26 protein-coding genes are annotated in these 23,638 nt (G+C 64.5%); 24 read left to right on the forward strand and 2 right to left on the reverse strand.

From position 1 onward, the window contains the following. Window positions 1-10: 10 nt before the first annotated feature. The 24 genes from FW760_RS18765 (at window position 11) to FW760_RS18880 (ending at window position 21,657) form a co-directional block, all read left to right on the forward strand. A complete protein-coding gene (locus FW760_RS18765) occupies window positions 11-376 on the forward strand; it encodes an Hpt domain-containing protein (RefSeq protein WP_078480280.1) in 366 nt (121 codons plus the stop codon). A 71-nt stretch (window positions 377-447) separates the two neighbouring features. Beyond that, a complete protein-coding gene (locus FW760_RS18770; RefSeq protein WP_088515602.1) occupies window positions 448-1,764 on the forward strand; it encodes a flagellar hook-length control protein FliK in 1,317 nt (438 codons plus the stop codon). A gap of 174 nt (window positions 1,765-1,938) precedes the next feature. Next, window positions 1,939-2,436 carry a flagellar basal body-associated protein FliL gene (gene fliL / locus FW760_RS18775; protein ID WP_054915630.1) on the forward strand — a complete coding sequence of 166 codons (498 nt, stop codon included), beginning with the start codon at window positions 1,939-1,941 and terminating at the stop codon, window positions 2,434-2,436. Window positions 2,437-2,445: 9 nt separating this feature from the next. Then, a complete protein-coding gene (gene fliM, locus FW760_RS18780; protein WP_043861814.1) occupies window positions 2,446-3,414 on the forward strand; it encodes a flagellar motor switch protein FliM in 969 nt (322 codons plus the stop codon). Between the two features lie 48 nt (window positions 3,415-3,462). Beyond that, the gene (fliN, locus tag FW760_RS18785) at window positions 3,463-3,933 is read left to right on the forward strand and encodes a flagellar motor switch protein FliN (protein ID WP_116053233.1); all 471 of its coding nucleotides are present in this window, start codon (window positions 3,463-3,465) and stop codon (window positions 3,931-3,933) included. A 24-nt stretch (window positions 3,934-3,957) separates the two neighbouring features. Then, the gene (fliO, locus tag FW760_RS18790; RefSeq protein ID WP_370409109.1) at window positions 3,958-4,389 is read left to right on the forward strand and encodes a flagellar biosynthetic protein FliO; all 432 of its coding nucleotides are present in this window, start codon (window positions 3,958-3,960) and stop codon (window positions 4,387-4,389) included. Further along, window positions 4,389-5,141, forward strand: a complete 753-nt coding sequence (gene fliP / locus FW760_RS18795) for a flagellar type III secretion system pore protein FliP (RefSeq protein ID WP_104572216.1) — start codon at window positions 4,389-4,391, stop codon at window positions 5,139-5,141. The genes fliO and fliP overlap by 1 nt, the downstream gene beginning before the upstream one ends. A gap of 18 nt (window positions 5,142-5,159) precedes the next feature. Further along, window positions 5,160-5,429, forward strand: a complete 270-nt coding sequence (gene fliQ / locus FW760_RS18800) for a flagellar biosynthesis protein FliQ (RefSeq protein WP_043861818.1) — start codon at window positions 5,160-5,162, stop codon at window positions 5,427-5,429. A 7-nt stretch (window positions 5,430-5,436) separates the two neighbouring features. Further along, window positions 5,437-6,213: a flagellar biosynthetic protein FliR gene (gene fliR, locus FW760_RS18805; protein WP_054915627.1), complete on the forward strand. Its 777-nt coding sequence runs from the start codon at window positions 5,437-5,439 to the stop codon at window positions 6,211-6,213. A gap of 2 nt (window positions 6,214-6,215) precedes the next feature. Then, window positions 6,216-7,352 carry a flagellar biosynthesis protein FlhB gene (gene flhB, locus FW760_RS18810; RefSeq protein ID WP_104572217.1) on the forward strand — a complete coding sequence of 379 codons (1,137 nt, stop codon included), beginning with the start codon at window positions 6,216-6,218 and terminating at the stop codon, window positions 7,350-7,352. A 164-nt stretch (window positions 7,353-7,516) separates the two neighbouring features. After that, window positions 7,517-9,646, forward strand: a complete 2,130-nt coding sequence (gene flhA, locus FW760_RS18815) for a flagellar biosynthesis protein FlhA (RefSeq protein WP_043861821.1) — start codon at window positions 7,517-7,519, stop codon at window positions 9,644-9,646. Between the two features lie 11 nt (window positions 9,647-9,657). Beyond that, window positions 9,658-10,968 carry a flagellar biosynthesis protein FlhF gene (flhF, locus tag FW760_RS18820; protein ID WP_043861822.1) on the forward strand — a complete coding sequence of 437 codons (1,311 nt, stop codon included), beginning with the start codon at window positions 9,658-9,660 and terminating at the stop codon, window positions 10,966-10,968. 119 nt (window positions 10,969-11,087) lie between these two features. Next, on the forward strand, window positions 11,088-11,921 hold the full coding sequence (fleN, locus tag FW760_RS18825; protein ID WP_054915624.1) for a flagellar synthesis regulator FleN: 834 nt from the start codon (window positions 11,088-11,090) through the stop codon (window positions 11,919-11,921). After that, window positions 11,918-12,658: an RNA polymerase sigma factor FliA gene (fliA, locus tag FW760_RS18830; RefSeq protein ID WP_043861824.1), complete on the forward strand. Its 741-nt coding sequence runs from the start codon at window positions 11,918-11,920 to the stop codon at window positions 12,656-12,658. Before fleN ends, fliA begins: the two co-directional genes overlap by 4 nt. Before the next feature lie 104 nt (window positions 12,659-12,762). Further along, on the forward strand, window positions 12,763-13,137 hold the full coding sequence (locus FW760_RS18835) for a chemotaxis response regulator CheY (RefSeq protein WP_043861825.1): 375 nt from the start codon (window positions 12,763-12,765) through the stop codon (window positions 13,135-13,137). 20 nt (window positions 13,138-13,157) lie between these two features. Further along, entirely contained in the window at window positions 13,158-13,946 is a 789-nt protein-coding gene (locus FW760_RS18840; RefSeq protein ID WP_043861826.1) for a protein phosphatase CheZ, read from the forward strand. A gap of 12 nt (window positions 13,947-13,958) precedes the next feature. Then, a complete protein-coding gene (locus tag FW760_RS18845; protein ID WP_116053236.1) occupies window positions 13,959-16,196 on the forward strand; it encodes a chemotaxis protein CheA in 2,238 nt (745 codons plus the stop codon). A 45-nt stretch (window positions 16,197-16,241) separates the two neighbouring features. Beyond that, the gene (locus tag FW760_RS18850) at window positions 16,242-17,363 is read left to right on the forward strand and encodes a protein-glutamate methylesterase/protein-glutamine glutaminase (protein WP_054915622.1); all 1,122 of its coding nucleotides are present in this window, start codon (window positions 16,242-16,244) and stop codon (window positions 17,361-17,363) included. After that, window positions 17,363-18,103, forward strand: coding sequence for a flagellar motor protein (locus FW760_RS18855; protein ID WP_043861829.1), 741 nt, complete (start codon window positions 17,363-17,365; stop codon window positions 18,101-18,103). Before FW760_RS18850 ends, FW760_RS18855 begins: the two co-directional genes overlap by 1 nt. Window positions 18,104-18,106: 3 nt before the next feature. Beyond that, entirely contained in the window at window positions 18,107-18,994 is an 888-nt protein-coding gene (motD, locus tag FW760_RS18860) for a flagellar motor protein MotD (RefSeq protein ID WP_116053239.1), read from the forward strand. Between the two features lie 43 nt (window positions 18,995-19,037). After that, on the forward strand, window positions 19,038-19,826 hold the full coding sequence (locus FW760_RS18865; protein WP_043861831.1) for a ParA family protein: 789 nt from the start codon (window positions 19,038-19,040) through the stop codon (window positions 19,824-19,826). Continuing rightward, window positions 19,826-20,719 (forward strand): CheW domain-containing protein, encoded by an 894-nt coding sequence (locus FW760_RS18870; protein WP_043861832.1) that lies wholly within the window; start codon window positions 19,826-19,828, stop codon window positions 20,717-20,719. Before FW760_RS18865 ends, FW760_RS18870 begins: the two co-directional genes overlap by 1 nt. Window positions 20,720-20,783: 64 nt before the next feature. Then, complete coding sequence (locus tag FW760_RS18875; RefSeq protein WP_043861833.1) at window positions 20,784-21,263, forward strand: chemotaxis protein CheW; 480 nt, start codon at window positions 20,784-20,786, stop codon at window positions 21,261-21,263. Window position 21,264: 1 nt separating this feature from the next. Continuing rightward, on the forward strand, window positions 21,265-21,657 hold the full coding sequence (locus FW760_RS18880) for a DUF2802 domain-containing protein (RefSeq protein ID WP_043861834.1): 393 nt from the start codon (window positions 21,265-21,267) through the stop codon (window positions 21,655-21,657). Window positions 21,658-21,682: 25 nt separating this feature from the next. Here the strand turns inward: FW760_RS18880 and FW760_RS18885 are convergent, their stop codons facing one another. Next, on the reverse strand, window positions 21,683-22,018 hold the full coding sequence (locus FW760_RS18885; protein WP_043861835.1) for an EscU/YscU/HrcU family type III secretion system export apparatus switch protein: 336 nt from the start codon (window positions 22,016-22,018) through the stop codon (window positions 21,683-21,685). Continuing rightward, window positions 22,015-23,586, reverse strand: a complete 1,572-nt coding sequence (gene fliK, locus FW760_RS18890; protein ID WP_116053242.1) for a flagellar hook-length control protein FliK — start codon at window positions 23,584-23,586, stop codon at window positions 22,015-22,017. Before fliK ends, FW760_RS18885 begins: the two co-directional genes overlap by 4 nt. Window positions 23,587-23,638: the final 52 nt, after the last annotated feature.

The raw sequence follows: 23,638 nt of genomic DNA on the forward strand, positions 1-23,638 counted from the left end.
GAGTGAGCAAGTGTCCGATCAGCGTATCGATAACAAGGTAGTGGGCGAGTTGCGGGAGGTCATGGGTAGCCAGTATGCCGAGTTGCTGGAGACCTTCCTGGCCGATTGCGAAAAGCGCATGGTGCAACTGCGCGACGCCCGCTCCCCCCGGCAGCTGAGTGAGGCTGCCCACAGTTTCAAGGGTAGCTGCAGCAACATGGGCGCCACCGACCTGGCCGAGTTGTGTCGGCAGCTGGAAGTGCGCGTGATGGAGCAGCCGGCACACGGCATCGAGGACCTGATCAGCCAGATCAGGTGCGAGTACCTCGAAGTGCGTCCCTTCTATGTCGCCGAGTTGGAGCGCGTGTCGCCGCAGGCGGTCAGGCATCCTGTGTAGCGCAAACCTGGCGCGACTCTTGCAGTCTCTTCGCTATTCAAGTTCGCGCTTCTGTAGTGGAGACCCTTCCCATGCCTGTCGCTTCAAACCCGCTGCTGCAACCGTCCGCCGTGGCCAAGGCCTCGCGCACGGCTGCGCCAGCGCCCGAAAAGGTGCCCCAGGTCGCCAATGACAAGGCTGCGGGCTTCTCCAAGGTGTATGCCGATCAGTCCCGCGACAAGCTGCCGGCCAAGGCGGATGTGCCCAATGCCGACAAGGCGGGCGTTGCAGCCGGGGCGGCAAATGCCGGCAAGACGGCGACCGATCAGGAGCGCACTGTTGCCGACAGCGGCAATTCATTGCCTGAACAGAAGCCGGCATCGGACGAGTCGACGCCAGTTGCCGATGACCTTCAACTGCTCGATTCGAGCCTGGTGGCGGGTCAGGTTACTGACGCCCAGGCCGGCGCACAGCTGATCCAGGCTCAGGCCGAAGCGGTGGCCCCAGTGGTGCAGGCGGCTGCCGCACAGTTGCAGGCCCAGGTGCAGGCCCCGGCCGTCGCGCCGCAGCCACCGGCCCCGGAAGAACCCGCTTTCGACCCGGCCGGCGACGTGCTCGAGGACCTGCCGGCATTGCGCCTGGCCCTGGAGCAGAACGCCCAGGCCCAGGGCACCACCTCTGCCCATGCCAGCAAGCCGACCACGGCGCAACCCGAAGCCACCCAGGGCCAGCCTGCCGTCAATACCCTGGCGGCCATGCTCGACCCGCGTCAGGCCGATCCGGGCGACAGCGAGCCGGGCGAGAAGGGCTTCAGCAACCTGCTCGATGACGGCCTGAAGGACCTCAAGGGCGCCTCCAGCGATACCCGTGTCGATGACTTTGCCGAGCGCCTCAGCGCGCTGACCCAGGCCGCGACGCCCAAGACCGCCAATGCGGTGCCGGTGGCGATGCCGCTGAACCAGCCGCTGGCGATGCACCAGGGTGGCTGGACCGAGGGCCTGGTCAATCGCGTGATGTACCTGTCTAGCCAGAACCTGAAGTCGGCTGAAATCAAGCTGGAGCCAGCCGAGCTGGGGCGCTTGGACATTCGCGTGCACATGACACCCGAGCAGCAGGCGCAGATCACCTTCACCAGTGGCAACGTGGTGGTGCGCGAAGCGCTGGAAAACCAGGCCAGCCGGCTCAAGGAAATGTTCGCCGAGCAGGGCCTGGCGCAACCTGACGTGAACGTGGCCGACCAGTCCCGCGAGCAGCAGCAGGGCTCGCAGGACGGCACCTCGAAGCTCAGCGGCGTGGCCGCGCGTCGCAATGAAGGCGCGGGCGGCGAAGAGGCCGACGCCGACGCGGCGGCCCAGCCGGTGGAGCGACCGGTGGTGCTGGGGTCCAGCGCGGTCGATTTCTACGCCTGATTGCACGGGTAGGGCTGGGCGGTTGCGGGGCGGCTGCCCAGCCCTTCACGGATGAATCTGCCCCTGCGTTCGTCGCCTTCCTCAATCGGGCCGGTGTGGCCCGCAAATCTGGCATAACACTTGCTCAACCCTCGCCATGTGGGACAAACCTCTTGTGAGTGACGGATTATTGGCATGGCGAAGAGCGAAGCAGTGAAAGACCCCGCCGTAAAAGGCAAACTCAAGCTGATCCTGCTGCTGGTGCTGGCATTGCTGCTGGCCATCGGCTTGTCGGTGGGCGCCACCTGGTTCTTCCTGCAAAGGGGCGACAGCAAGCCTCAGGTCGACCCGGCAACCGTCAGCAACGTCAGGCCTGCGGCCATCTACGAGCCGCTGGCGCCAGCCTTCGTCGTCAACTTCAACCAGAACGGTCGTCAGCGTTACATGCAGGTGAGCATCACCATGCAGGGGCGCGACCAGGCTGCGCTGGATGCGCTGAAAGTGCACATGCCGGTGATCCGCAACAACCTGGTGATGCTCTTCTCCGGCCAGCCGTTCGACTCCCTGGCGACCCCGGTCGGCCAGGAGATGCTGCGCCAGAAGGCCACCGCCAGCGTGCAGGAAGTGGCCCAGAAAGAAGTCGGCAAGCTGGTGATCGACCAGTTGCTGTTCACCAATTTCGTATTGCAGTAGGAGCCCAAGATGGCCATGCAGGACCTGCTGTCCCAGGATGAGATCGATGCCCTGCTGCACGGCGTCGACGACGGGCTGGTGCAAACCGATAGCGGCGCCGACCCCGGCAGCATCAAGAGCTACGACCTGACCAGCCAGGACCGGATCGTGCGCGGGCGCATGCCGACCCTGGAAATGATCAACGAACGTTTCGCCCGGTATACCCGCGTGAGCATGTTCAACCTGCTGCGTCGCTCGGCGGATGTGGCAGTGGGGGGCGTGCAGGTGATGAAGTTCGGTGAGTACGTGCACTCGCTGTACGTGCCCACCAGCCTCAACCTGGTGAAGATCAAGCCGTTGCGCGGCACCTCGCTGTTCATCCTCGATGCCAAGCTGGTGTTCAAGCTGGTGGACAATTTCTTCGGTGGTGACGGTCGTCACGCCAAGATCGAGGGCCGCGAGTTCACGCCCACCGAATTGCGCGTGGTGCGCATGGTGCTGGACCAGTGCTTCGTCGACCTCAAGGAAGCCTGGCAGGCGATCATGCCGGTCAACTTCGAGTACATCAACTCGGAGGTCAACCCGGCCATGGCCAACATCGTCGGCCCGAGCGAGGCGGTGGTGGTGTCCACCTTCCACATCGAACTCGATGGCGGTGGCGGCGACCTGCACGTGACCATGCCCTACTCGATGATCGAGCCGGTGCGCGAAATGCTCGACGCGGGCTTCCAGTCCGACCTGGACGACCAGGACGAACGCTGGATCAAGGCCCTGCGCGAAGACGTGCTGGACGTCAGCGTGCCGATCAGCGCCACCGTGGCACGCCGCGAGCTGCGCCTGCGCGACATCCTGCACATGCAGCCGGGTGATGTGATCCCGGTCGAACTGCCGGACGAGCTGGTACTGCGCGCCAATGGCGTACCGTCGTTCAAGGCCAAGTTGGGCTCGCACAAGGGCACGCTGGCATTGCAAGTAACCGAGCCGATCGAGCGCCGCTGATCGGTACCCTGGCTTTAACTCCGAATTGATTGCCCCGTCGAGGACAAGATGGCTGACGAAAACGATATCACCTCCATGGAAGACCAGGCCCTGGCCGATGAGTGGGCAGCAGCCCTGAGCGAGACCGGCGACGCCGGCCAGTCCGACATCGACGCGCTGTTGGCGGTTGACGGCGGCAGCAGTGCCGGCTCGCCCAACCGCCTGCCGATGGAAGAATTCGGCAGCTCGCCCAAGGGCAACGATGCAGTGACCCTGGACGGCCCGAACCTGGACGTGATCCTGGATATTCCGGTGAGCATCTCGATGGAAGTGGGCAGCACCGAAATCAACATCCGCAATCTGCTGCAACTGAACCAGGGTTCGGTGATCGAGCTGGACCGCCTGGCCGGCGAGCCGCTGGACGTGCTGGTCAACGGCACCCTGATCGCGCACGGCGAAGTGGTGGTGGTGAACGAGAAGTTCGGTATCCGCCTGACCGACGTGATCAGCCCGAGCGAACGCATCAAGAAGCTGCGCTGAGTGAAGCGTCTTCTGCAAGCGGGGCTGACCGGGGTCGGCCTGCTCTGGCTCGACCTGGCACTGGCGGCACAGCCCGCGGCCACGACAGCCGCGGCGACCACGGCAGCAGCCGGCAGTGCCAGCGGGCAGTTGGGCCGTCTGGTGCTGGGGCTGCTGCTGGTGCTGGGCCTGATCTTCTTTCTCGCCTGGCTGCTGCGCCGGGTGCAGAACGTGACGCCGCGTGGCCAGCAGGTCATCGAGATCGTCGGCACGCGCGTGGTCGGCCCGCGTGATCGGCTGCTGCTGGTGCAGGTGGGCAACGAACAGATACTGATCGGTCATACGCCGGGCAGCCTTACCGCATTGCATGTGCTGGCCGAGCCGGTGCAGGTACCGGCCAGCGCCCGCCAGGCTACGCCCGAATTCGCCCAGCGCCTGATGGAGCTGCTGGGCAAGGATCAAAAGGACAAGTCGTGATGGGCGCATTGCGCATGCTGTTGACCCTGCTGCTGATGTTCGCAGCGCCGCTGGCCCTGGCCGCCGACCCGCTGTCGATTCCGGCGATCACCCTGTCCAACGGGGCGGATGGGCAGCAGGAGTACTCGGTCAGCCTGCAGATCCTGCTGATCATGACGGCGCTGAGCTTCATTCCGGCGTTCGTGATCCTGATGACCAGCTTCACCCGGATCATCATCGTGTTCTCGATCCTGCGCCAGGCCCTGGGCCTGCAGCAGACGCCGTCGAACCAGATCCTCACCGGCATGGCGCTGTTCCTGACCCTGTTCATCATGGCGCCGGTATTCGACCGGGTGAACAAGGATGCCCTGCAGCCGTACCTGGCCGAGACCCTGTCGGCCCAGGACGCGGTGGCCAAGGCCCAGGTGCCCCTCAAGGACTTCATGCTGGCGCAGACCCGCGAGAGCGATCTCGACCTGTTCATGCGCCTGTCCAAGCGTACCGATATCGCCACGGCGGACGAGGCGCCGTTGACCATTCTGGTACCGGCCTTCGTCACCTCCGAACTCAAGACCGCGTTCCAGATCGGCTTCATGATCTTCATCCCGTTCCTGATCATCGACCTGGTGGTGGCCAGTGTGCTGATGGCCATGGGTATGATGATGCTGTCGCCGCTGATCATCTCCCTGCCGTTCAAGATCATGCTGTTCGTGCTGGTGGATGGCTGGGCGTTGATCATGGGCACCCTGGCCGGCAGTTTCGGTGGCGTCTAGCGCGCCGAGGAGAACAACATGACCCCAGAAGTTGCTGTCGACCTGTTCCGCGATGCGCTGTGGCTGACCACCATGATCGTGGCTGTGCTGGTGGTGCCGAGCCTGCTGGTGGGCCTGATGGTGGCCATGTTCCAGGCCGCCACCCAGATCAACGAACAGACCCTGAGCTTCCTGCCGCGCCTGCTGGTGATGCTGATCACGCTGATCGTGGCCGGGCCCTGGCTGGTGCAGAAGTTCATGGAATACATCCTGTCGTTGTACGGCAGCATTCCCCAGTTGATCGGCTGAGCGCGCGATGCTCCAGTTGACCGATGCGCAGATCGCCACCTGGGTGGCGAGCTTCATCCTGCCGCTGTTTCGCATTGCCGCCGTGCTGATGACCATGCCCATCATCGGGACCAAGATGGTGCCGGGGCGCATCCGCCTGTACCTGGCCCTGGCGATCACCGTGGTGGTGGTGCCGGGCCTGCCGCCGATGCCCGAAGTCAATCCGCTGTCGCTCAGCGGGCTGCTGCTGATTGCCGAGCAGATCCTCATCGGTGCGGTATTCGGCCTGTCGCTGCAGCTGTTCTTCCAGATATTCGTGGTGGCCGGGCAGGTGGTGGCCATCCAGATGGGCATGGCCTTCGCCTCCATGGTCGACCCGGTCAACGGCGTCAACGTGGCGGTGGTCAGCCAGTTCCTGAGCATGCTGGTGACGCTGCTGTTCCTGTCGATGAACGGGCACCTGGTGGTGTTCGAGGTGATCACCGAGAGCTTCACCACCTTGCCGGTGGGCACCGGCCTGATGGTCAACCACTACTGGGACCTGGTCGGGCGGCTGAGCTGGGTGCTGGGCGCGGCGCTGCTGCTGGTGCTGCCGGCGATCACCGCGCTGCTGGTGGTGAACATCGCCTTCGGCGTGATGACCCGTGCAGCGCCGCAGCTGAACATCTTCTCCATCGGTTTCCCGTTGACCCTGGTGCTGGGGCTCGGGATTTTCTGGGTTGTCCTGGCCGACATCCTTTCCCATTACCAGGCGCTGGCCTCCGAGGCCCTGCAGTGGCTGCGTGAGCTGGCGAGGGCGAGCTGAGCATGGCAGAGAGCGAAAGCGGTCAGGACAAGACAGAAGACCCCACGGAGAAAAAGAAGAAGGACGCCCGCGAGAAGGGCGAGATCGCCCGTTCCAAGGAGCTCAACACGGTGGTGGTGACCCTGGCCGGGGCCGGTGGCCTGCTGGTGTTCGGTGGTGGCCTGGCCGAAGTGCTGATGGACATCATGCGCATCAACTTCACCCTGTCGCGCGACACGCTGATCGACGAGCGCTCGATGGGCACCTTCTTGCTGGCCTCGGGCAAGATGGCCCTGATGGCGCTGCAGCCGGTATTGCTGGTGGCGCTGATCGTGGCTTTCATCGGGCCGATCTCGCTGGGTGGCTGGCTGTTTGCCGGCGGCACCCTGGCGCCCAAGTTCAGCCGCATGAACCCGCTGTCGGGGATCAAGCGCATGTTTTCCCTGAACGCACTGACCGAGCTGCTCAAGGCCCTGGCGAAGTTCTTCGTGATCCTGATCGTGGCGCTGGTGGTGTTGTCGTCGGACCGTGACGACCTGCTGGCCATTGCCAACGAGCCGCTGGAGCAGGCGATCATCCACAGCGTGCAGGTGGTGGGCTGGAGTGCCCTGTGGATGGCCGCCGGCCTGTTGCTGATTGCCCTGGTGGACGTGCCGTTGCAGCTGTACCAGTCGCACAAGAAGCTGCTGATGACCAAGCAGGAGGTGCGCGACGAGTACAAGAACAGCGAGGGCAAGCCGGAGGTCAAGCAGCGTATTCGCCAGCTGCAGCGCGAGATGTCGCAGCGGCGCATGATGGCGGCGATCCCCGATGCCGACGTGATCATCACCAACCCGACCCACTATGCGGTGGCGCTCAAGTACGACCCCGAGAAGGGCAATGCGCCGACGCTGCTGGCCAAGGGCACCGATTTCCTGGCGCTGAAAATTCGCGAAATCGCCAATGCCCACAACATCCAGGTGCTGGAATCGCCTGAGCTGGCGCGTTCGATCTTCTACTCCACCGAGCTCGAGGAAGAGATCCCGGCCGGCCTCTACCTGGCCGTGGCCCAGGTGCTGGCCTACGTGTATCAGATTCGCCAGCACCGGGCGGGCAAGGGCAAGGCGCCGGAGCCGCTCAAGGATCTGCCGATTCCGCCGGAGCTGCGCCGCGATTCCTGAACCGTTTGAGCTCTTCCCGTCGGCGCCGAGGTGCCGGCCCCTTCGCTGCAGGAGCCGGCAGTGTCGGCGAAGGTCGCGTCACTGATCCAAAGTTGGAAAGCTTCTTGCAATAGCAGCGCCAAGCGCCCGCATGGCGTCAAAAGTTTGCTTGAAGAGGAATATCGGTGGATCGCTCTCAGTTAATCAACAGCGCCCGTAGCAACCTGTCCGGGCTCGGCCGGGGCAACCTGGGGGTGCCGCTGTTGCTGCTGGTGATGTTGGCAATGATGATGTTGCCGATCCCGCCGTTCCTGCTCGACGTGTTCTTCACCTTCAACATCGCCCTGTCCATCGTCGTGCTGCTGGTGTGCGTGTACGCCTTGCGCCCGCTGGATTTCGCCGTGTTTCCGACCATCCTGCTGGTGGCCACGCTGCTGCGCCTGGCGCTGAACGTGGCGTCCACGCGGGTGGTGATGCTCCACGGCCACGACGGCCACGAAGCCGCGGGCAAGGTGATCCAGGCCTTCGGCGAGGTGGTGATCGGCGGCAACTACGTGGTCGGTATCGTGGTGTTCGCGATCCTCATGATCATCAACTTCGTAGTGGTGACCAAGGGTGCGGGGCGCATTTCCGAGGTGAGCGCGCGCTTCACCCTCGACGCCATGCCCGGCAAGCAGATGGCCATCGACGCCGACCTCAACGCCGGCCTGATCGACCAGGCCCAGGCCAAGGCACGGCGTACCGAAGTGGCCCAGGAGGCCGAGTTCTACGGTTCGATGGACGGTGCCAGCAAGTTCGTGCGCGGTGACGCCATCGCCGGCCTGCTGATCCTGTTCATCAACCTGATCGGCGGCATGGCCGTGGGTATCTTCCAGCACGGCATGACCTTCGGCGACGCCGGTCGCGTGTATGCGCTGCTCACCATCGGTGACGGTTTGGTGGCGCAGTTGCCTTCGCTGCTGCTGTCCACCGCCGCCGCGATCATGGTTACCCGTGCCTCGGGCTCCGAGGAAATGGGCAAGCAGATCAACCGGCAGATGTTCGATTCGCCCAAGGCGCTGGCCGTGTCCGGCGGCCTGATGATCGTCATGGGGCTGGTGCCGGGCATGCCGCACGTGGCATTCCTCAGCCTCGGCCTGATGGCCGCGGGCGGCGCCTACCTGGTGTGGCGCAAGCAGAACCAGGCCAAGGTCAAGGCACAGCAGGAAGTGCAGCGCCAGCAGGACCTGCTGCCGTCGCCGCAGCGTGCTCAGGAAACCAAGGAGCTGGGCTGGGACGACGTTACCCCGATCGACATGATCGGCCTGGAAGTCGGCTACCGGCTGATCCCGCTGGTGGACCGCAACCAGGGTGGGCAGTTGCTGGCGCGGATCAAGGGGGTACGCAAGAAGCTGTCCCAGGACCTGGGCTTCCTGATGCCCACCGTGCACATCCGCGACAACCTCGACCTGGCCCCCAGCGCCTACCGCCTGACGCTGATGGGGGTGATCCTGGCCGAGGCCGAGATCTACCCCGACCGCGAACTGGCGATCAACCCGGGGCAGGTGTTCGGCAACCTCAACGGCATCGCCGCCAGGGACCCGGCCTTCGGCCTGGAGGCAGTGTGGATCGATGTGGCCCAGCGCAGCCAGGCGCAATCGCTGGGCTACACCGTGGTGGACGCGAGCACCGTGGTCGCCACTCACCTCAACCAGATCCTCTACAAGCATTGCCACGAGCTGATCGGTCACGAAGAGGTACAGCAACTGCTGCAGGTCCTGGCCAAGGGCTCGCCCAAGCTGGCCGAGGAACTGGTACCGGGGGTGCTGCCGCTGTCCGGTCTGCTCAAGGTGCTGCAGGCGTTGCTGGCCGAGCAGGTGCCGGTGCGCGACATCCGCACCATTGCCGAAGCCATCGCCAACAATGCCGCCAAGAGTCAAGATACCGCCGCGCTGGTGGCTTCGGTGCGCGTAGGATTGAGCCGCGCAATCGTGCAAAGCATTGTAGGAACTGAGTCCGAGCTGCCTGTGATCACGCTTGAGCCAAGGTTGGAACAGATTTTGCTCAATAGTTTGCAAAGGGCCGGGCAGGGTCAGGAAGATGGTGTTCTTCTTGAGCCGAGCATGGCCGAAAAGCTTCAGCGTTCGTTGATCGAGGCCGCCCAGCGTCAGGAGATGCAAGGGCAACCTGCAATCCTGCTGGTCGCAGGACCCGTTCGACAGATGCTGTCGCGTTTTGGCCGCCTGGCTGTACCGAATTTGCATGTTTTGGCGTATCAGGAAATACCTGACAACAAGCAAGTTACCATCGTTGCCACAGTAGGCCCCAACGGCTGAGGTAGTGGGATATGCAAGTTAAGCGTTTTTTCGCCGCTGATATGCGTCAGGCCATGAAGCTGGTTCGTGATGAGCTGGGGGCAGAGGCCGCCATCATCGGCAACCGACGGATTGCTGGCGGTGTCGAGCTGACGGCGGCGCTGGACTACAAGCTGTCCGCGCTTGCGCCGCGGGTGCCGAACGTCGAGCTCGAGGACGAACTGCGCAAGACCCAGTCGCGCATCGTCACCGCGCAGGCCGAGCTCAGCAGCCGGGTCGAAGGCGAGGAGGGCAACCGCCAGTTGTTCGCCGGCCTGCCGCTGACCGCCTCCGAGCCGCTGGTAGAGCCGCAGGTCGAGGCCCCCGTGCGGCCTCAGGCAGCGGCCCCGGCGCCGGTCGATCAGCGTCTGTTCGATTCCATGCGCTCGGAGCTCTCGGGCCTGCGCGAGCTGCTCGAAGTGCAGCTCGGCTCGCTGGCCTGGACCCAGCTGCAGGGCAGCAAGCCGCACCAGGCCAACCTCTGGCGCCGCCTGCAGCGCATCGGCATCGCCGGGCCGCTGGCCCGCGAGGTGCTGGACATCACTGCCGACATCGAAGAGCCCCGCCAGGCCTGGCGCATGCTGCTGGCGCACCTGGCCCGCATGATCCAGGTGCCGGAAATCGAGCCGATCGAAGAGGGCGGCGTGATCGCCATGGTCGGCCCGGCCGGCATGGGCAAGACCACCACCCTGGCCAAGCTGGCGGCGCGCTATGTGCTCAAGTACGGCGCGCAGAACATCGCGCTGGTGAGCATGGACAGCTTTCGCATCGGCGCCCAGGAACAACTCAAGACCCTGGGGCGCATCCTGAATGTGTCGGTGACCCACGTCGACCCCGGCCAGTCGCTGGCCCAGGCCCTGGACCCTCTGTTGCGCAAGCGCGTGGTGCTGATCGATACCGCCGGCCTGCAGGCCAGCGACCCGGCACTGCGCATGCAGCTCGAAACCCTGGCCGGGCGCGGCATCCAGGCCAAGAATTACCTGGTGCTGGCCACCACCAGCCAGAAGCAGGTGCTGACCGCTGCCTACCACAGCTACAAGCGCTGCGGGCTGGCCGGTTGCATCCTGACCAAGCTCGACGAAACGGCGTGCCTGGGCGAGGTGCTGAGCCTGGCCATCACGCATGAGTTGCCGGTGGCCTATCTGACCGATGGGCCGCGCATTCCGGACGATCTGCACTTGCCGCGCCGGCACCATCTGGTCAGTCGCGCGGTCAGTGTACAAATGCAGGATGATCCCAGCGAAGAGGCAATGGCCGACATGTTCGCCGATCTGTACCACAGCGACGGCAAGCGTGTCGGCTGAGGTAAATGTGTATACGTTGCAAAGTACCTACATCAATGGTCTGCCAGGCATTTTTCAGGTGTTGAAAGCGCAGCCAGTCATGTGGCCTCGGTCTAAGTAAGACAAGGTAAAGAACAAACATGGGCAGCATGCATCCCGTACAGGTGATCGCCGTGACAGGCGGCAAAGGTGGCGTCGGCAAGACCAACGTGTCAGTGAACTTGTCATTGGCGCTGGCTGAGCTTGGCCGTCGGGTCATGCTGCTGGACGCCGACCTGGGCCTGGCCAACGTCGACGTCTTGCTCGGCCTGACCCCCAAACGCACACTGGCCGATGTCATCGAGGGCCGCTGCGAGCTGCGCGACGTGCTGCTGCCGGGGCCTGGCGGGGTACGCATCGTGCCTGCGGCCTCCGGCACCCAGAGCATGGTGCACCTGGCGCCGGCCCAGCATGCCGGGCTGATCCAGGCGTTCAGCGAGATCGGCGACAACCTCGACGTGCTGGTCATCGACACCGCGGCCGGCATCGGCGATTCGGTCGTCAGCTTCGTGCGCGCGGCCCAGGAAGTGCTGCTGGTGGTGTGCGACGAGCCCACGTCCATCACTGACGCCTATGCCCTGATCAAGCTGCTGAACCGCGATTACGGCATGAACCGTTTCCGGGTGCTGGCCAACATGGCACAAAGCCCTCAGGAAGGCCGCAATCTGTTCGCCAAGTTGACCAAGGTCACGGATCGCTTCCTGGATGTCGCCTTACAATACGTCGGTGCTGTGCCCTACGACGAATGTGTCCGCAAGGCAGTGCAGAAGCAGCGAGCAGTCTACGAAGCCTTTCCGCGTTCCAAGTGCGCGCTGGCCTTCAAGGCCATTGCTCAGAAGGTCGATAGCTGGCCGTTGCCTGCCAACCCGCGTGGTCATCTGGAGTTCTTCGTCGAACGGCTGGTGCAACCGACCAGTGCGGGACCAGTGCTATGAGTGCAAGCGGCTATCGGATGTACAGCAAGGCTTCGCGTGATGCCCAGTACGAGCTGATCGAGCGGTACGCACCCTTGGTCAAGCGCATTGCCTATCACCTGCTGGCGCGTCTGCCAGCCAGTGTGCAGGTGGAGGACCTGATCCAGGCCGGCATGATCGGCCTGCTCGAGGTCTCCAACAAGTACGACTCCAGCAAGGGTGCCAGTTTCGAGACCTATGCCGGTATCCGCATCCGTGGGGCCATGCTCGACGAGGTGCGCAAGGGGGATTGGGCGCCGCGTTCGGTACATCGCAATACCCGCATGGTGAGTGACGCGATTCGTGCAATTGAAGCAAAAACCGGTCGTGATGCTAAAGATCACGAGGTTGCTGCCGAACTTCAATTGAGTCTCGATGATTATTACGGGATTTTGAACGATACCTTGGGCAGTCGCCTGTTCAGTTTCGACGACCTGTTGCAGGACGGCGAACATGAAGGCCTGCACGAGGACGGCGCCAGTGCCCAGCTCGAGCCATCGCGCGATCTGGAAGACGAGCGCTTTCAGGCAGCCCTGGCGGATGCAATCGCCAACCTGCCCGAGCGTGAGCGCCTGGTGCTGGCGCTGTACTACGACGAAGAGCTGAACCTCAAGGAAATCGGCGAGGTGCTGGGGGTCAGCGAGTCGCGTGTCAGCCAGTTGCACAGCCAGTGCGCCGCACGCTTGCGCGGTCGCCTGGGGGAATGGCGGGCGCGTTGAGCAGCCGTTCCATACAGTCGTGAAATGTAGTGCCCGAATTGATTGAATGCGCGTTCAGCGCTGAGCGCGTTAAAGACTGCTTGGAGGTCTAATTGAACAAAGACATGAAAATCCTCATCGTCGACGATTTTTCGACGATGCGGCGGATCATCAAGAACCTGTTGCGTGACCTGGGCTTCACCAATACCCAGGAAGCCGACGACGGCAACACCGCGTTGCCGATGCTCGAAAGCGGTCACTTCGATTTCCTGGTGACCGACTGGAACATGCCCGGCATGTCCGGTATCGACCTGCTGCGCAAGGTACGTCTGGATGAGCGCCTCAAGCACCTGCCGGTGCTGATGGTGACGGCCGAAGCCAAACGCGAACAGATCATCGAAGCCGCCCAGGCGGGCGTCAACGGCTATGTGGTCAAACCGTTCACCGCCCAGGTGCTGAAAGAAAAGATCGAAAAGATCTTCGAGCGCGTCAATAGCTGAGGTACGCCACGGGGGCGCTTATGGAGCAAAAAAGATCATCTTTGGACGACTTCGAGTCGACTCTGAAGAAACATGCCCAGGAGCTGGTCAGCAGCCTTGAAAAAGGCAGGTTCGGCGACGCGGTGCAACTGATCCATCAGCTGAACCAGACCCGTGACCTTGGCCTGTACCAGGAAGTCGGCAAGCTTACCCGCGAGCTGCACAGTGCGATCGTCAGTTTCCAGATCGATCCGCACATGCCGCAGGCCGAGGAAGTCTCGCAGATTACCGACGCCACCGAACGCCTGTCGTATGTGGTCAAGCTGACCGAGGGCGCTGCCAACCGCACCATGGACCTGGTGGAGGCAAGCACGCCGGTACTCAATGACCTCAGTGCCGAGGCGGCCAGCCTGAGTGGCGACTGGCAGCGCTTCATGCGCCGCGAAGTCGAGGCTCCTGAGTTTCGCGAGCTGGTCAAGCGCGTCGACAGTTTCCTGACGCACAGCGCCGAGGGCAACCGCAAGGTCGCCGGCCATCTCAACGACATTCTTCTGGCTCAGGACTACCAAGACCTGACCGGCCAGGTGATCAAGCGCGTCACGGCACTGGTCACCGAAGTAGAAAGCAATCTTCTGAAGCTCGTGTTGATGGCGAGTCAGGTCGACCGGTTCGCCGGCATCGAGCATGACCACGACCAGCTGCGTGCCGAAAAAGATCAAGAAAAACATCCGACTCGGGGTGAAGGACCACAGATTCATGCCGATAAACGTGAAGACGTTGTGTCCGGTCAGGACGATGTCGACGATCTGCTGTCCAGCCTGGGTTTTTAGGGAGCACGTTTAATGAGCTTCGGCGCCGATGAAGAAATCCTCCAGGATTTTCTGGTAGAAGCCGGCGAAATTCTTGAGCAACTGTCCGAGCAACTGGTCGAGCTGGAAAGCCGCCCGGATGATGCCGACCTGCTCAATGCAATTTTTCGCGGTTTTCACACTGTAAAAGGGGGCGCCGGCTTCCTCCAGCTCAATGAGCTGGTGGAGTGCTGCCACATCGCCGAAAACGTCTTCGACATCCTGCGCAAGGGTGAACGACGTGTGGACGCCGAACTGATGGACGTGGTCCTGGAAGCCCTGGACACCGTCAACAGCATGTTCGGCCAGGTGCGCGAGCGCACCGACATCACCGCAGCCACTCCGGAACTGCTGGCCGCCCTGGCGCGCCTGGCCGAACCTGCCGGTGCCGAAGCGGCGGCGCCTGCGCCGGTGGCGGCGGTTGCCGAGCCGGAGCCTGAGGCCGAGGCGAGCGGGGGTGATATCACCGACAGCGAGTTCGAGCAGTTGCTCGAATCGCTCAATGCCGCCAAGGCCCAGGCCGAGGCGCCCGAGCCGGTGGCCGTGGACGCTGCCAGCGATGAAATCACCGACGCCGAGTTCGAGTCGTTGCTGGACCAGTTGCATGGCAAGGGCCAGTTCGCCCCCGACAGTGTGGCGGCGGCATCTGCTGCTGCACCTGGCGCGGACGCGGCGCCCAGCGGTGACATCACCGACGATGAATTCGAAGCATTGCTGGACCAGTTGCACGGCAAGGGCACCTTTGCCGCCGATGCACTGCCCGGCGCTGTAGCGGCCGCCGCGCCGGCCGCTGCCGCACCCGCAGCGGCGGGTGACCATATTTCCGAACACGAATTCGAGGCCCTGCTCGACGAGTTGCACGGCAAGGGCAAATTCGCGCCCGACGCCGTCAGCGGCGCTGGCGCTGCCAGCGCGCCTGCTGCTGCGGCGACGGTTGCGGCCAAGCCGGCGGCCAAGCCCGCAGCGGCAGCCGCTGCACCGGCACCGGCACCGGCCAAGGCCCCCGCCCCCGCGCCAGCCCGTCAGGCGGCTCCCGCTGCCGACAAGCATCCGGCCAGCGAGGCCGAGACCACCGTGCGGGTCGACACCGCGCGCCTGGACGAGATCATGAACATGGTCGGCGAACTGGTGCTGGTGCGTAACCGCCTGGTGCGCCTGGGCCTGAACAGCGGCGATGAAGCCATGTCGAAGGCCGTCTCGAACCTGGACGTGGTGACCGCCGACCTGCAGACCGCGGTGATGAAGACCCGCATGCAGCCGATCAAGAAGGTCTTCGGGCGCTTCCCGCGTCTGGTTCGCGACCTGGCCCGCCAGCTCAAGAAAGAGATCAACCTGGAGCTGGTCGGCGAAGAGACCGACCTGGACAAGAACCTCGTCGAGGCCCTGGCCGACCCGCTGGTGCACTTGGTGCGCAACGCCGTCGACCATGGCGTGGAAACCCCGGAAGAGCGCGAAGCCGCCGGCAAGTCGCGCAATGGCAAGGTGATCCTCGCTGCCGAACAGGAAGGCGACCACATCCTGCTGTCGATCTCCGATGACGGCAAGGGCATGGATGCCAATGTCCTGCGCGCCATTGCGGTCAAGCGCGGGGTGATGGACAAGGACGCCGCCGATCGCCTCAGCGAAAGCGACTGCTACAACCTGATCTTCGCCCCGGGCTTCTCGACCAAGACCGAGATCTCCGACGTGTCCGGTCGCGGCGTGGGCATGGACGTGGTCAAGACCAAGATTTCCCAGCTCAACGGCTCGATCAACATCTACTCGACCAAGGGCCAGGGCTCGAAGATCGTCATCAAGGTGCCGCTGACCCTGGCGATCATGCCGACCCTGATGGTGATGCTCGGCAACCAGGCCTTCGCCTTCCCGCTGGTGAACGTCAACGAGATTTTCCACCTGGACCTGTCGCGCACCAACGTGGTCGACGGCCAGGAAGTGGTGATCGTGCGTGACAAGGCCTTGCCGCTGTTCTACCTCAAGCGCTGGCTGGTCAGCTCGGCAGCCCACGAGGAGCAGCGTGAAGGCCACGTGGTGATCCTGTCGGTGGGTACCCAGCGCATCGGCTTCGTGGTCGACCAGCTGGTGGGCCAGGAAGAGGTGGTCATCAAGCCGTTGGGCAAGATGCTGCAGGGCACCCCGGGCATGTCGGGCGCCACCATTACCGGTGACGGGCGCATTGCGCTGATCCTCGACGTGCCGAGCATGCTCAAGCGTTACGCCGCTCGGCGTATCTGATCCCGGTGGTGTGGCCAGGTGGCCGCGCCCCGTAATGGAGTGTTTATGGTAGTCAAGGTCCTGGTGGTGGATGATTCCGGTTTTTTCCGCCGCCGTGTCTCGGAAATTCTTTCAGCGGACCCGACTATCCAGGTGGTCGGTACCGCGACCAACGGCAAGGAAGCGATCGATCAGGCGCTGTCGCTCAAGCCCGACGTCATCACCATGGACTATGAAATGCCCATGATGGATGGCATCACCGCCGTGCGTCATATCATGCAGCGCTGCCCCACGCCTGTACTTATGTTCTCCTCGCTCACCCACGAAGGCGCCCGCGTCACCCTCGACGCACTGGACGCCGGTGCGGTGGACTACCTGCCGAAGAACTTCGAGGACATCTCGCGCAACCCCGAGAAGGTCAAGCAGATGCTGTGCGAAAAGGTGCATACCATTTCGCGCAGCAACCGTCGTTTCAGCAGCTATGCCAGCCCGGCACCGGCCGCAGCGCCTGCACCGTCGCACAGCGCCGGCAGCAGCGTCCCGGCAGCGTCCATGCGCGCCGCCCCGGTTGCCCCGCAAGCCCCTGCGCGGGCCGCTGCACCCAGCTCGCCGGCGCCCAAGCGCAAGGCCTACAAGCTGCTGGCCATCGGTACCTCCACCGGTGGCCCGGTGGCGCTGCAGCGCGTGCTGACCCAGCTGCCGGCCAACTTCCCGGCGCCGATCGTGCTGATCCAGCACATGCCGGCGGCCTTCACCAAGGCCTTCGCCGAGCGCCTGGACAAGCTGTGCCGCATCAGCGTCAAGGAGGCCGAGGACGGCGACGTGCTGCGCCCCGGCCTGGCCCTGCTGGCACCGGGCGGCAAGCAGATGATGGTCGACGGGCGCGGCACGGTGAAGATCCTGCCGGGTGACGAACGCCTCAACTACAAGCCCTGCGTGGACATCACCTTCGGTTCGGCGGCCAAGTCGTATGGCGACAAGGTGCTGGCCGTGGTGCTGACCGGCATGGGCGCCGATGGCCGCGAAGGCGCGCGCCTGCTCAAGCAGGGCGGCAGCCAGGTGTGGGCCCAGGACGAAGCCAGCTGCGTGATCTATGGCATGCCCATGGCCATTGCCAAGGCCAACCTGGCCGATGCGGTGTACGGCCTGGACGAGATCGGCCGGCACCTGGTAGAGGCGTGCATCTGATGGACGTGTTGAGCCTTATCGGGATCATCCTGGCGTTCGTCGCCATCGTTGGCGGCAACTACCTCGAAGGCGGCCATCTGTCGGCGCTGATCAATGGCCCGGCGGCGCTGATCGTGATCGGCGGGACGCTGGCGGCCTCGCTGCTGCAGGCCCCCATGAGCGCGTTCAAGCGCGCCCTGCAGATCGTGCGCTGGATCCTCTTCCCGCCGCGGGTCGACCTGGCCGGCGGTATCGACCGGGTGGTCAACTGGAGCCTCACCGCACGCAAGGAAGGCCTGCTGGGCCTTGAGGGCGTGGCCGATGCCGAGCCCGACCCGTATGCCCGCAAGGGCCTGCAGCTGCTGGTCGACGGCGCCGAGCCCGAAGCCATCCGCAGCATTCTCGAGGTGGATTTCTACACCCAGGAAAGCCGCGACATCCAGGCCGCCAAGGTGTTCGAGAGCATGGGCGGCTATGCGCCGACCATCGGCATCATCGGCGCGGTGATGGGCCTGATTCACGTGATGGGCAACCTGGCCGACCCGACCCAGCTGGGCAGCGGTATCGCGGTGGCGTTCGTGGCCACCATCTACGGCGTGGCCAGTGCCAACCTGATCCTGTTGCCGATCGCCAACAAGCTCAAGGCCCTGGCCATGCGCCAGTCGCGCTATCGCGAAATGCTCCTGGAAGGCTTGCTGTCGATTGCCGAAGGCGAGAACCCACGTTCAATCGAACTGAAGCTTCAGGGCTTCATGGAGTAAGCCATGGCCCGTCGTCGTCAACCCGAGGAACATGAAAACCACGAACGCTGGCTGGTGTCGTATGCCGACTTCATCACCTTGCTGTTCGCCTTCTTCGTGGTCATGTATTCGATTTCCTCGATCAACGAGGGCAAGTACAAGGTCATCTCGCAGGCGCTGATCGGCGTGTTCAACGATCCCGAGCGCAGCATGAAGCCGATTCCGATAGGCGACGAGCGCCCCCTCAGCGTCAAGCCGGCCGAACCGCTGATCAAGGACAGCGAGCAGGTCGATGCGGGCCTGGGGCAAAGCTCCAGCGACCCGCTGCAGACCATCGCCGACGATGTGCGCGATGCCTTTGGCGACCTGATCAAGTCCGACCAGATGACCGTGCGCGGCAACGAACTGTGGATCGAGATCGAGCTCAATTCCTCCCTGTTGTTCGGCAGTGGCGATGCCATGCCCAGCGACAAGGCGTTCGACATCATCGACAAGGTGGCGCACATCATCAAGCCGTTCGCCAACCCGGTGCACGTCGAAGGTTTCACCGATGACCAGCCGATCCGCACGGCGCAGTACCCGACCAACTGGGAGCTGTCGTCGGCACGGGCGGCGAGCATCGTGCGCCTGCTGGCGATGGAAGGGGTCAACCCGGCACGCATGGCTTCTGTGGGCTACGGCGAGTTCCAGCCCATCGCCAGCAATGCCAGCCCTGAAGGGCGCGCGCAGAACCGCAGGGTGGTGCTGGTGATCTCGCGCAATCTGGAGGTGCGCCGCAGCCTGACCGGTACCGGCAGCGCCAATGCCACACCCGATGCGGCGCTCAAGCGTGCTGGCACACAAACTGCACCGCCAGCCGTAGCACCGACGGCCGGGCGCAATCCCGTCAATTCCCCGTCGTCGAACCTTTAATCGATCCCGGCAGGGTCCGACCCGACCGGGAGGAAGCAGCGCAATGAGAGTCTGGGCAGTAGCCAATCAAAAAGGTGGTGTCGGCAAGACCACCACATCCATCGCCCTGGCCGGCCTGCTGGCCGAGGCGGGCAAGCGTGTGGTCGTGGTCGACCTCGACCCGCACGGGTCCATGACCAGCTACTTCGGTCACAACCCGGACACCCTCGAGCACAGCAGCTACGACCTGTTCCTGCACAAGGGCACGGTGCCCGAAGGGCTGCCGGGCCAGCTGTTGCTGCCCACCAGCGACGAGCGCATCTCGCTGCTGCCTTCCAGCACCGCCCTGGCGGTGCTCGAGCGTCAGTCCCCGGGCCAGAGTGGCCTGGGCCTGGTGATCGCCAAGAGTCTGGCGCAGCTGTGGCAGGATTTCGACTACGCGATCATCGACAGCCCGCCGTTGCTGGGCGTTCTGATGGTCAATGCGCTGGCTGCCAGCCAGCAACTGGTGATCCCGGTGCAGACCGAATACCTGGCGGTGAAAGGCCTCGAGCGCATGGTCAGCACGCTGAGCATGGTCAATCGCTCGCGCAAGCAGGCCTTGCCGTACCACATCGTGCCGACCCTGTTCGACCGCCGCACCCAGGCCTCGATGGGCACCCTGCGGGTGTTGCGCGACGCTTATCCCGAGACCATCTGGCAGGGCTACATTCCGGTCGATACGCGCCTGCGCGACGCCAGCCGTGCCGGGCTCACGCCGTCGCAGTTCGATGGCAGGAGCCGTGGCGTGATTGCCTACCGGGCATTGCTCAAGCATCTGCTGGCGCAGAATGCCGTTGCGCAGGTGGCCTGATGAACAGCCCGCAGCAGGTCACCATAAAGCCTCAACTGGCCTTGCAGTCGTACCTGGACGGCCTGTTGCAGGAGGCCACCGAAGAGCTGCAGCCATTGCCCCTGGCGGTGGCCGAACGCGTCGCAGTGGCCCCGGCCCCGGTGGTCGTCACGGCGCCTGAAGCGATCGACGAGTTCCAGGCCGCAGTGCTCGAAGAACAGGCCCGTGACGCCCGGCTCAAGACCGCAGCGCCGGCATTCGCCGAGCCTACGCGGCTGGTCATGCCGGTAATGGCGCCACCGGTGGTGGCCAAGGTGGTGGAGGCGGCCCCGGTGGTCGCCCCGGTCATCGCCGACGTGCCAACCCCGGTCGAGCCGCTGGTGCAGGTGCACCTGCCCGCAGCACCGGACCAGCCGGTGCCGCCGTTGACGGGCGACGGTCGCCCGGCCTGGGCCGCCGAGCCGTTCGAATGCCTGCTGTTCGACGTGGCCGGGCTGACCCTGGCGGTGCCGCTGGTGTGCCTGGGCTCGATCTACTCGCTGGCCGGCCAGGAGCTCACGCCGCTGTTCGGCCAGCCCGAGTGGTTCCTGGGCATCCTGCCCAGCCAGGCGGGCAACCTGAAGGTGCTCGACACGGCGCGCTGGGTCATGCCCGACCGCTACCGCGACGACTTCCGCCAGGGGCTGCAATACGTTATTTCGGTACAGGGCTACGAGTGGGGGCTGGCGGTGCATCAGGTCAGCCGCTCGCTGCGCCTGGACCCGAGCGAGATCAAGTGGCGCAGCCAGCGTGGGCAGCGCCCGTGGCTTGCCGGTACCGTCATCGAACACATGTGCGCGCTGCTGGATGTCGCCGAGCTGGCCGAGCTGATCGCCAGCGGCGCCGTCAAGCAGATGCACGGTACGCATAAATAATCGGTCGCAACTGCCGCGACCGCACTGAGTACACCGCCGAGAACGGCTTTTGAGGGTTAGGGGAATGAAAAACATGACTGCGCAGGGTTCCGACGATCCGATTCTGCAGTGGGTAACGTTCAAGCTGGACAACGAGTCCTACGGCATCAACGTGATGCAGGTCCAGGAAGTGCTGCGCTACACCGAAATCGCTCCGGTGCCGGGCGCGCCGAGCTATGTGCTGGGCATCATCAACCTGCGCGGCAATGTGGTGACCGTGATCGACACGCGCCAGCGCTTCGGCCTGATGTCTGCCGAAATCTCCGACAACAGCCGTATCGTGATCATCGAGGCGGACAAGCAGGTGGTCGGCATCCTGGTCGATAGCGTGGCCGAGGTCGTGTACCTGCGTCAGTCGGAGATCGAGACCGCACCGAATGTCGGCAACGAGGAATCGGCCAAGTTCATCCAGGGCGTGTGCAACAAGAACAACGAACTGCTGATCCTGGTCGAGCTGGACAAGATGATGACCGAGGAAGAGTGGTCCGAGCTGGAGAATATCTGAGTTGATTCTCGAGGGTGCTGTCATATTTCTGGCGCTGGTCTGGATCCTCAGCCTGTGGCTGTTCTACGGCTACAGCAAGCGCCAGCGCGAGCTGGCCTCGCAGCAGGCCCAGGGCGATGCGCTGCGTGACCAGCGCATCAAGGACCTGGCCAAGCGTGTGGACGATTATCAGAACGGTACGGTGCGCATGGGCGACGCGTTGCACGAGCTGCGCGCCGTGGTGGCGCCGTTGCCGGACAAGCTGATGCAACTGGAGCAGCGCGACCCCAACAGCCTGTCGTTCGCCCAGGCGGCGCGGCTGGTGGGCATGGGCGCCAGCGTCGACGAGCTGACCCAGTCATGCGGCCTGACCCAGGCCGAAGCCGAGCTGATGAGCAAGCTGCACCGCAGCTGATGCAAGGCACCCGGCCTGCGCGGCGTCAGTCCGGCGCAGGCAGGCTGTACAGGTTCGGGGTAATGTCGCGCTCCTGCGGGGCGTTGTCCACGAACCCCTCCGGCACCTGGCCCTTGAGCTGCCAGGCGAAGGCGATGATCTCGGCGATGGTCAGGTACAGCGCCTCCGGGATCTGATCGCCCAGCTCCATGCGCGCCAGCAGGCGTACCAGCTCGGCATTCTCGTAGATCGGCACTTCGTGTTCGCGGGCAATGGCCAGGATCGCCTCGGCCAGCTCGTCGTCGCCCTTGGCGCTCAAGGTCGGGGCCTGCTGGCCGTCGTAGGTCAGGGCAATGGCCTGACGTGGCGGGGTCTGGCTCATGCGTTTTCATCCACCCAGCGTTGTTCCAGATGCGTACGCGGCCCCTGTGGCGGCGTACCGTGATGGCACAGCAGTTCACCGACGTTGAGCCCGCGCTCCACCAACCGCGCGCGCAGCTTGCCGAGCTGGCTGTCGATCAGTTGCGCGGTGCTCGGCAGCTCCGCCCACAGCTGGCTGGACAGGTTGCCCTGGCTGATCTGTGCCTGCACCTGCAAGGGCCCCAGCGGGCTGAGGTCGAATGCCAGCTCCACGCGCCAGAGCATCTCCAGCGGGTCGCGCTGTTCGCGTTCCGGGTCGGCCTGCTGCTCGGGGGTTTCCTCGCGCTGCAGCTTCACTTGCAGCGGCATGAACTCCTGACCGTTGCGCACCGGTATCTCCAGTTGCCAGGTGGTCTGCAGGTTGCCGTCGGCGGTGGTGCGGGTTTGCTCCAGGCCAGCGAGCTGGTGGCTCTGCAGGCGTGAAATGGCTGCCGCTGCCAGGCGCAGCAGGTGTTCCAGGTCGCCTTCCTCGTCGCCACTTTGCAGCAGCCGCGAGGGCAGCGGAAAGCTTCCCGGGGCCGGGCGCGGGCTTACCTGGCCGAGCATGCCCAGGGCGTTGCGCACCATGCCCGGCAGCACCTGGGCCAGGGTGCTGGCGGCCACGGCCGGGTTGAACTGGGTGCTGCCGGGGAGGCCGGGCAGCAACTGCGCCACCAGCCGGATCACCTGGGCCTTGAGGTCGGGGGCGAGGGCGGCTGGGGCGCCAGCCAGCAGCTTGGCTTCCAGAAACGCGCCGCTGTTGTTCAGGGCCTGGGCCAGGCCCTTGGCCGTGCCGAGCTGTTCCATGTCCGGCAGGCTGGCCAGCAGGGTGCTCACGCTGGCCCGCACATCGGCCGGCAGGCGCTGCTCGGCGCTCATCTGTTGCAGGCTGGCGAGCAGGCCCGGCAGCGAGGCCTGGCGGCTCAGCTGCGCGCTCAGGTGCTGGGTGATCGCCAGTTGTTCCTGGCGCCCGCTCAGGGGCACGAAGCTGATCGACTGTTCACCCTGTACCCGTGCGCTGAGCAGGCTGCCCAGCGCCAGTGGCCGAGGGCTGTCGATGTTCAGGGTGGCGCCGGCCTGTGCGGTGTTGAGCAGGGTCACCAACGAGCGGAACAAGGCCGGCTGCCCGGCGGCCTGGGGCAGCGCCTGGGTGGTCAGTACCTTGCCCTGCAGCAGGGTGCCCGGCGGCAACTGGCGGGTGTCGAGCTGGGTGAGGGTGGCCACGCTGCGCGCGATGGCCTGCTGCACGGTGATGCTCAGGTTGCCGGCATTGGGCTGGCTGACCGTCAGCTCGCTGCCCTGGGGCAGGGGCTGGCTGGCGCTGGTCTGCACGGTGGTCTGGCGCCCGTTGGTCTGGGTCAGTTGCAGCAGCAGCTGGAAGTCCTGACCGACCTGGCGCAACGACAGTACCTGCGCCTGCGCGGTCTCGCCCGGGGCGAGCAGGGCAGGCTGGGGTTGCAGCAGCTTGAGCAGTTCGCCGGTCATCGCCGCGCTGCGCGCCTGGGGGTTGGCCAGGGCCTGCGGGCCAAGGCTGTTGATTTCGCCTGTCATCACGTTGCAACCTGTGGAAATAGCCCTCTTTGCAGTAGGACATGCCATGTAT

Source organism: Pseudomonas sp. 1176_21 (genome assembly GCF_052850635.1).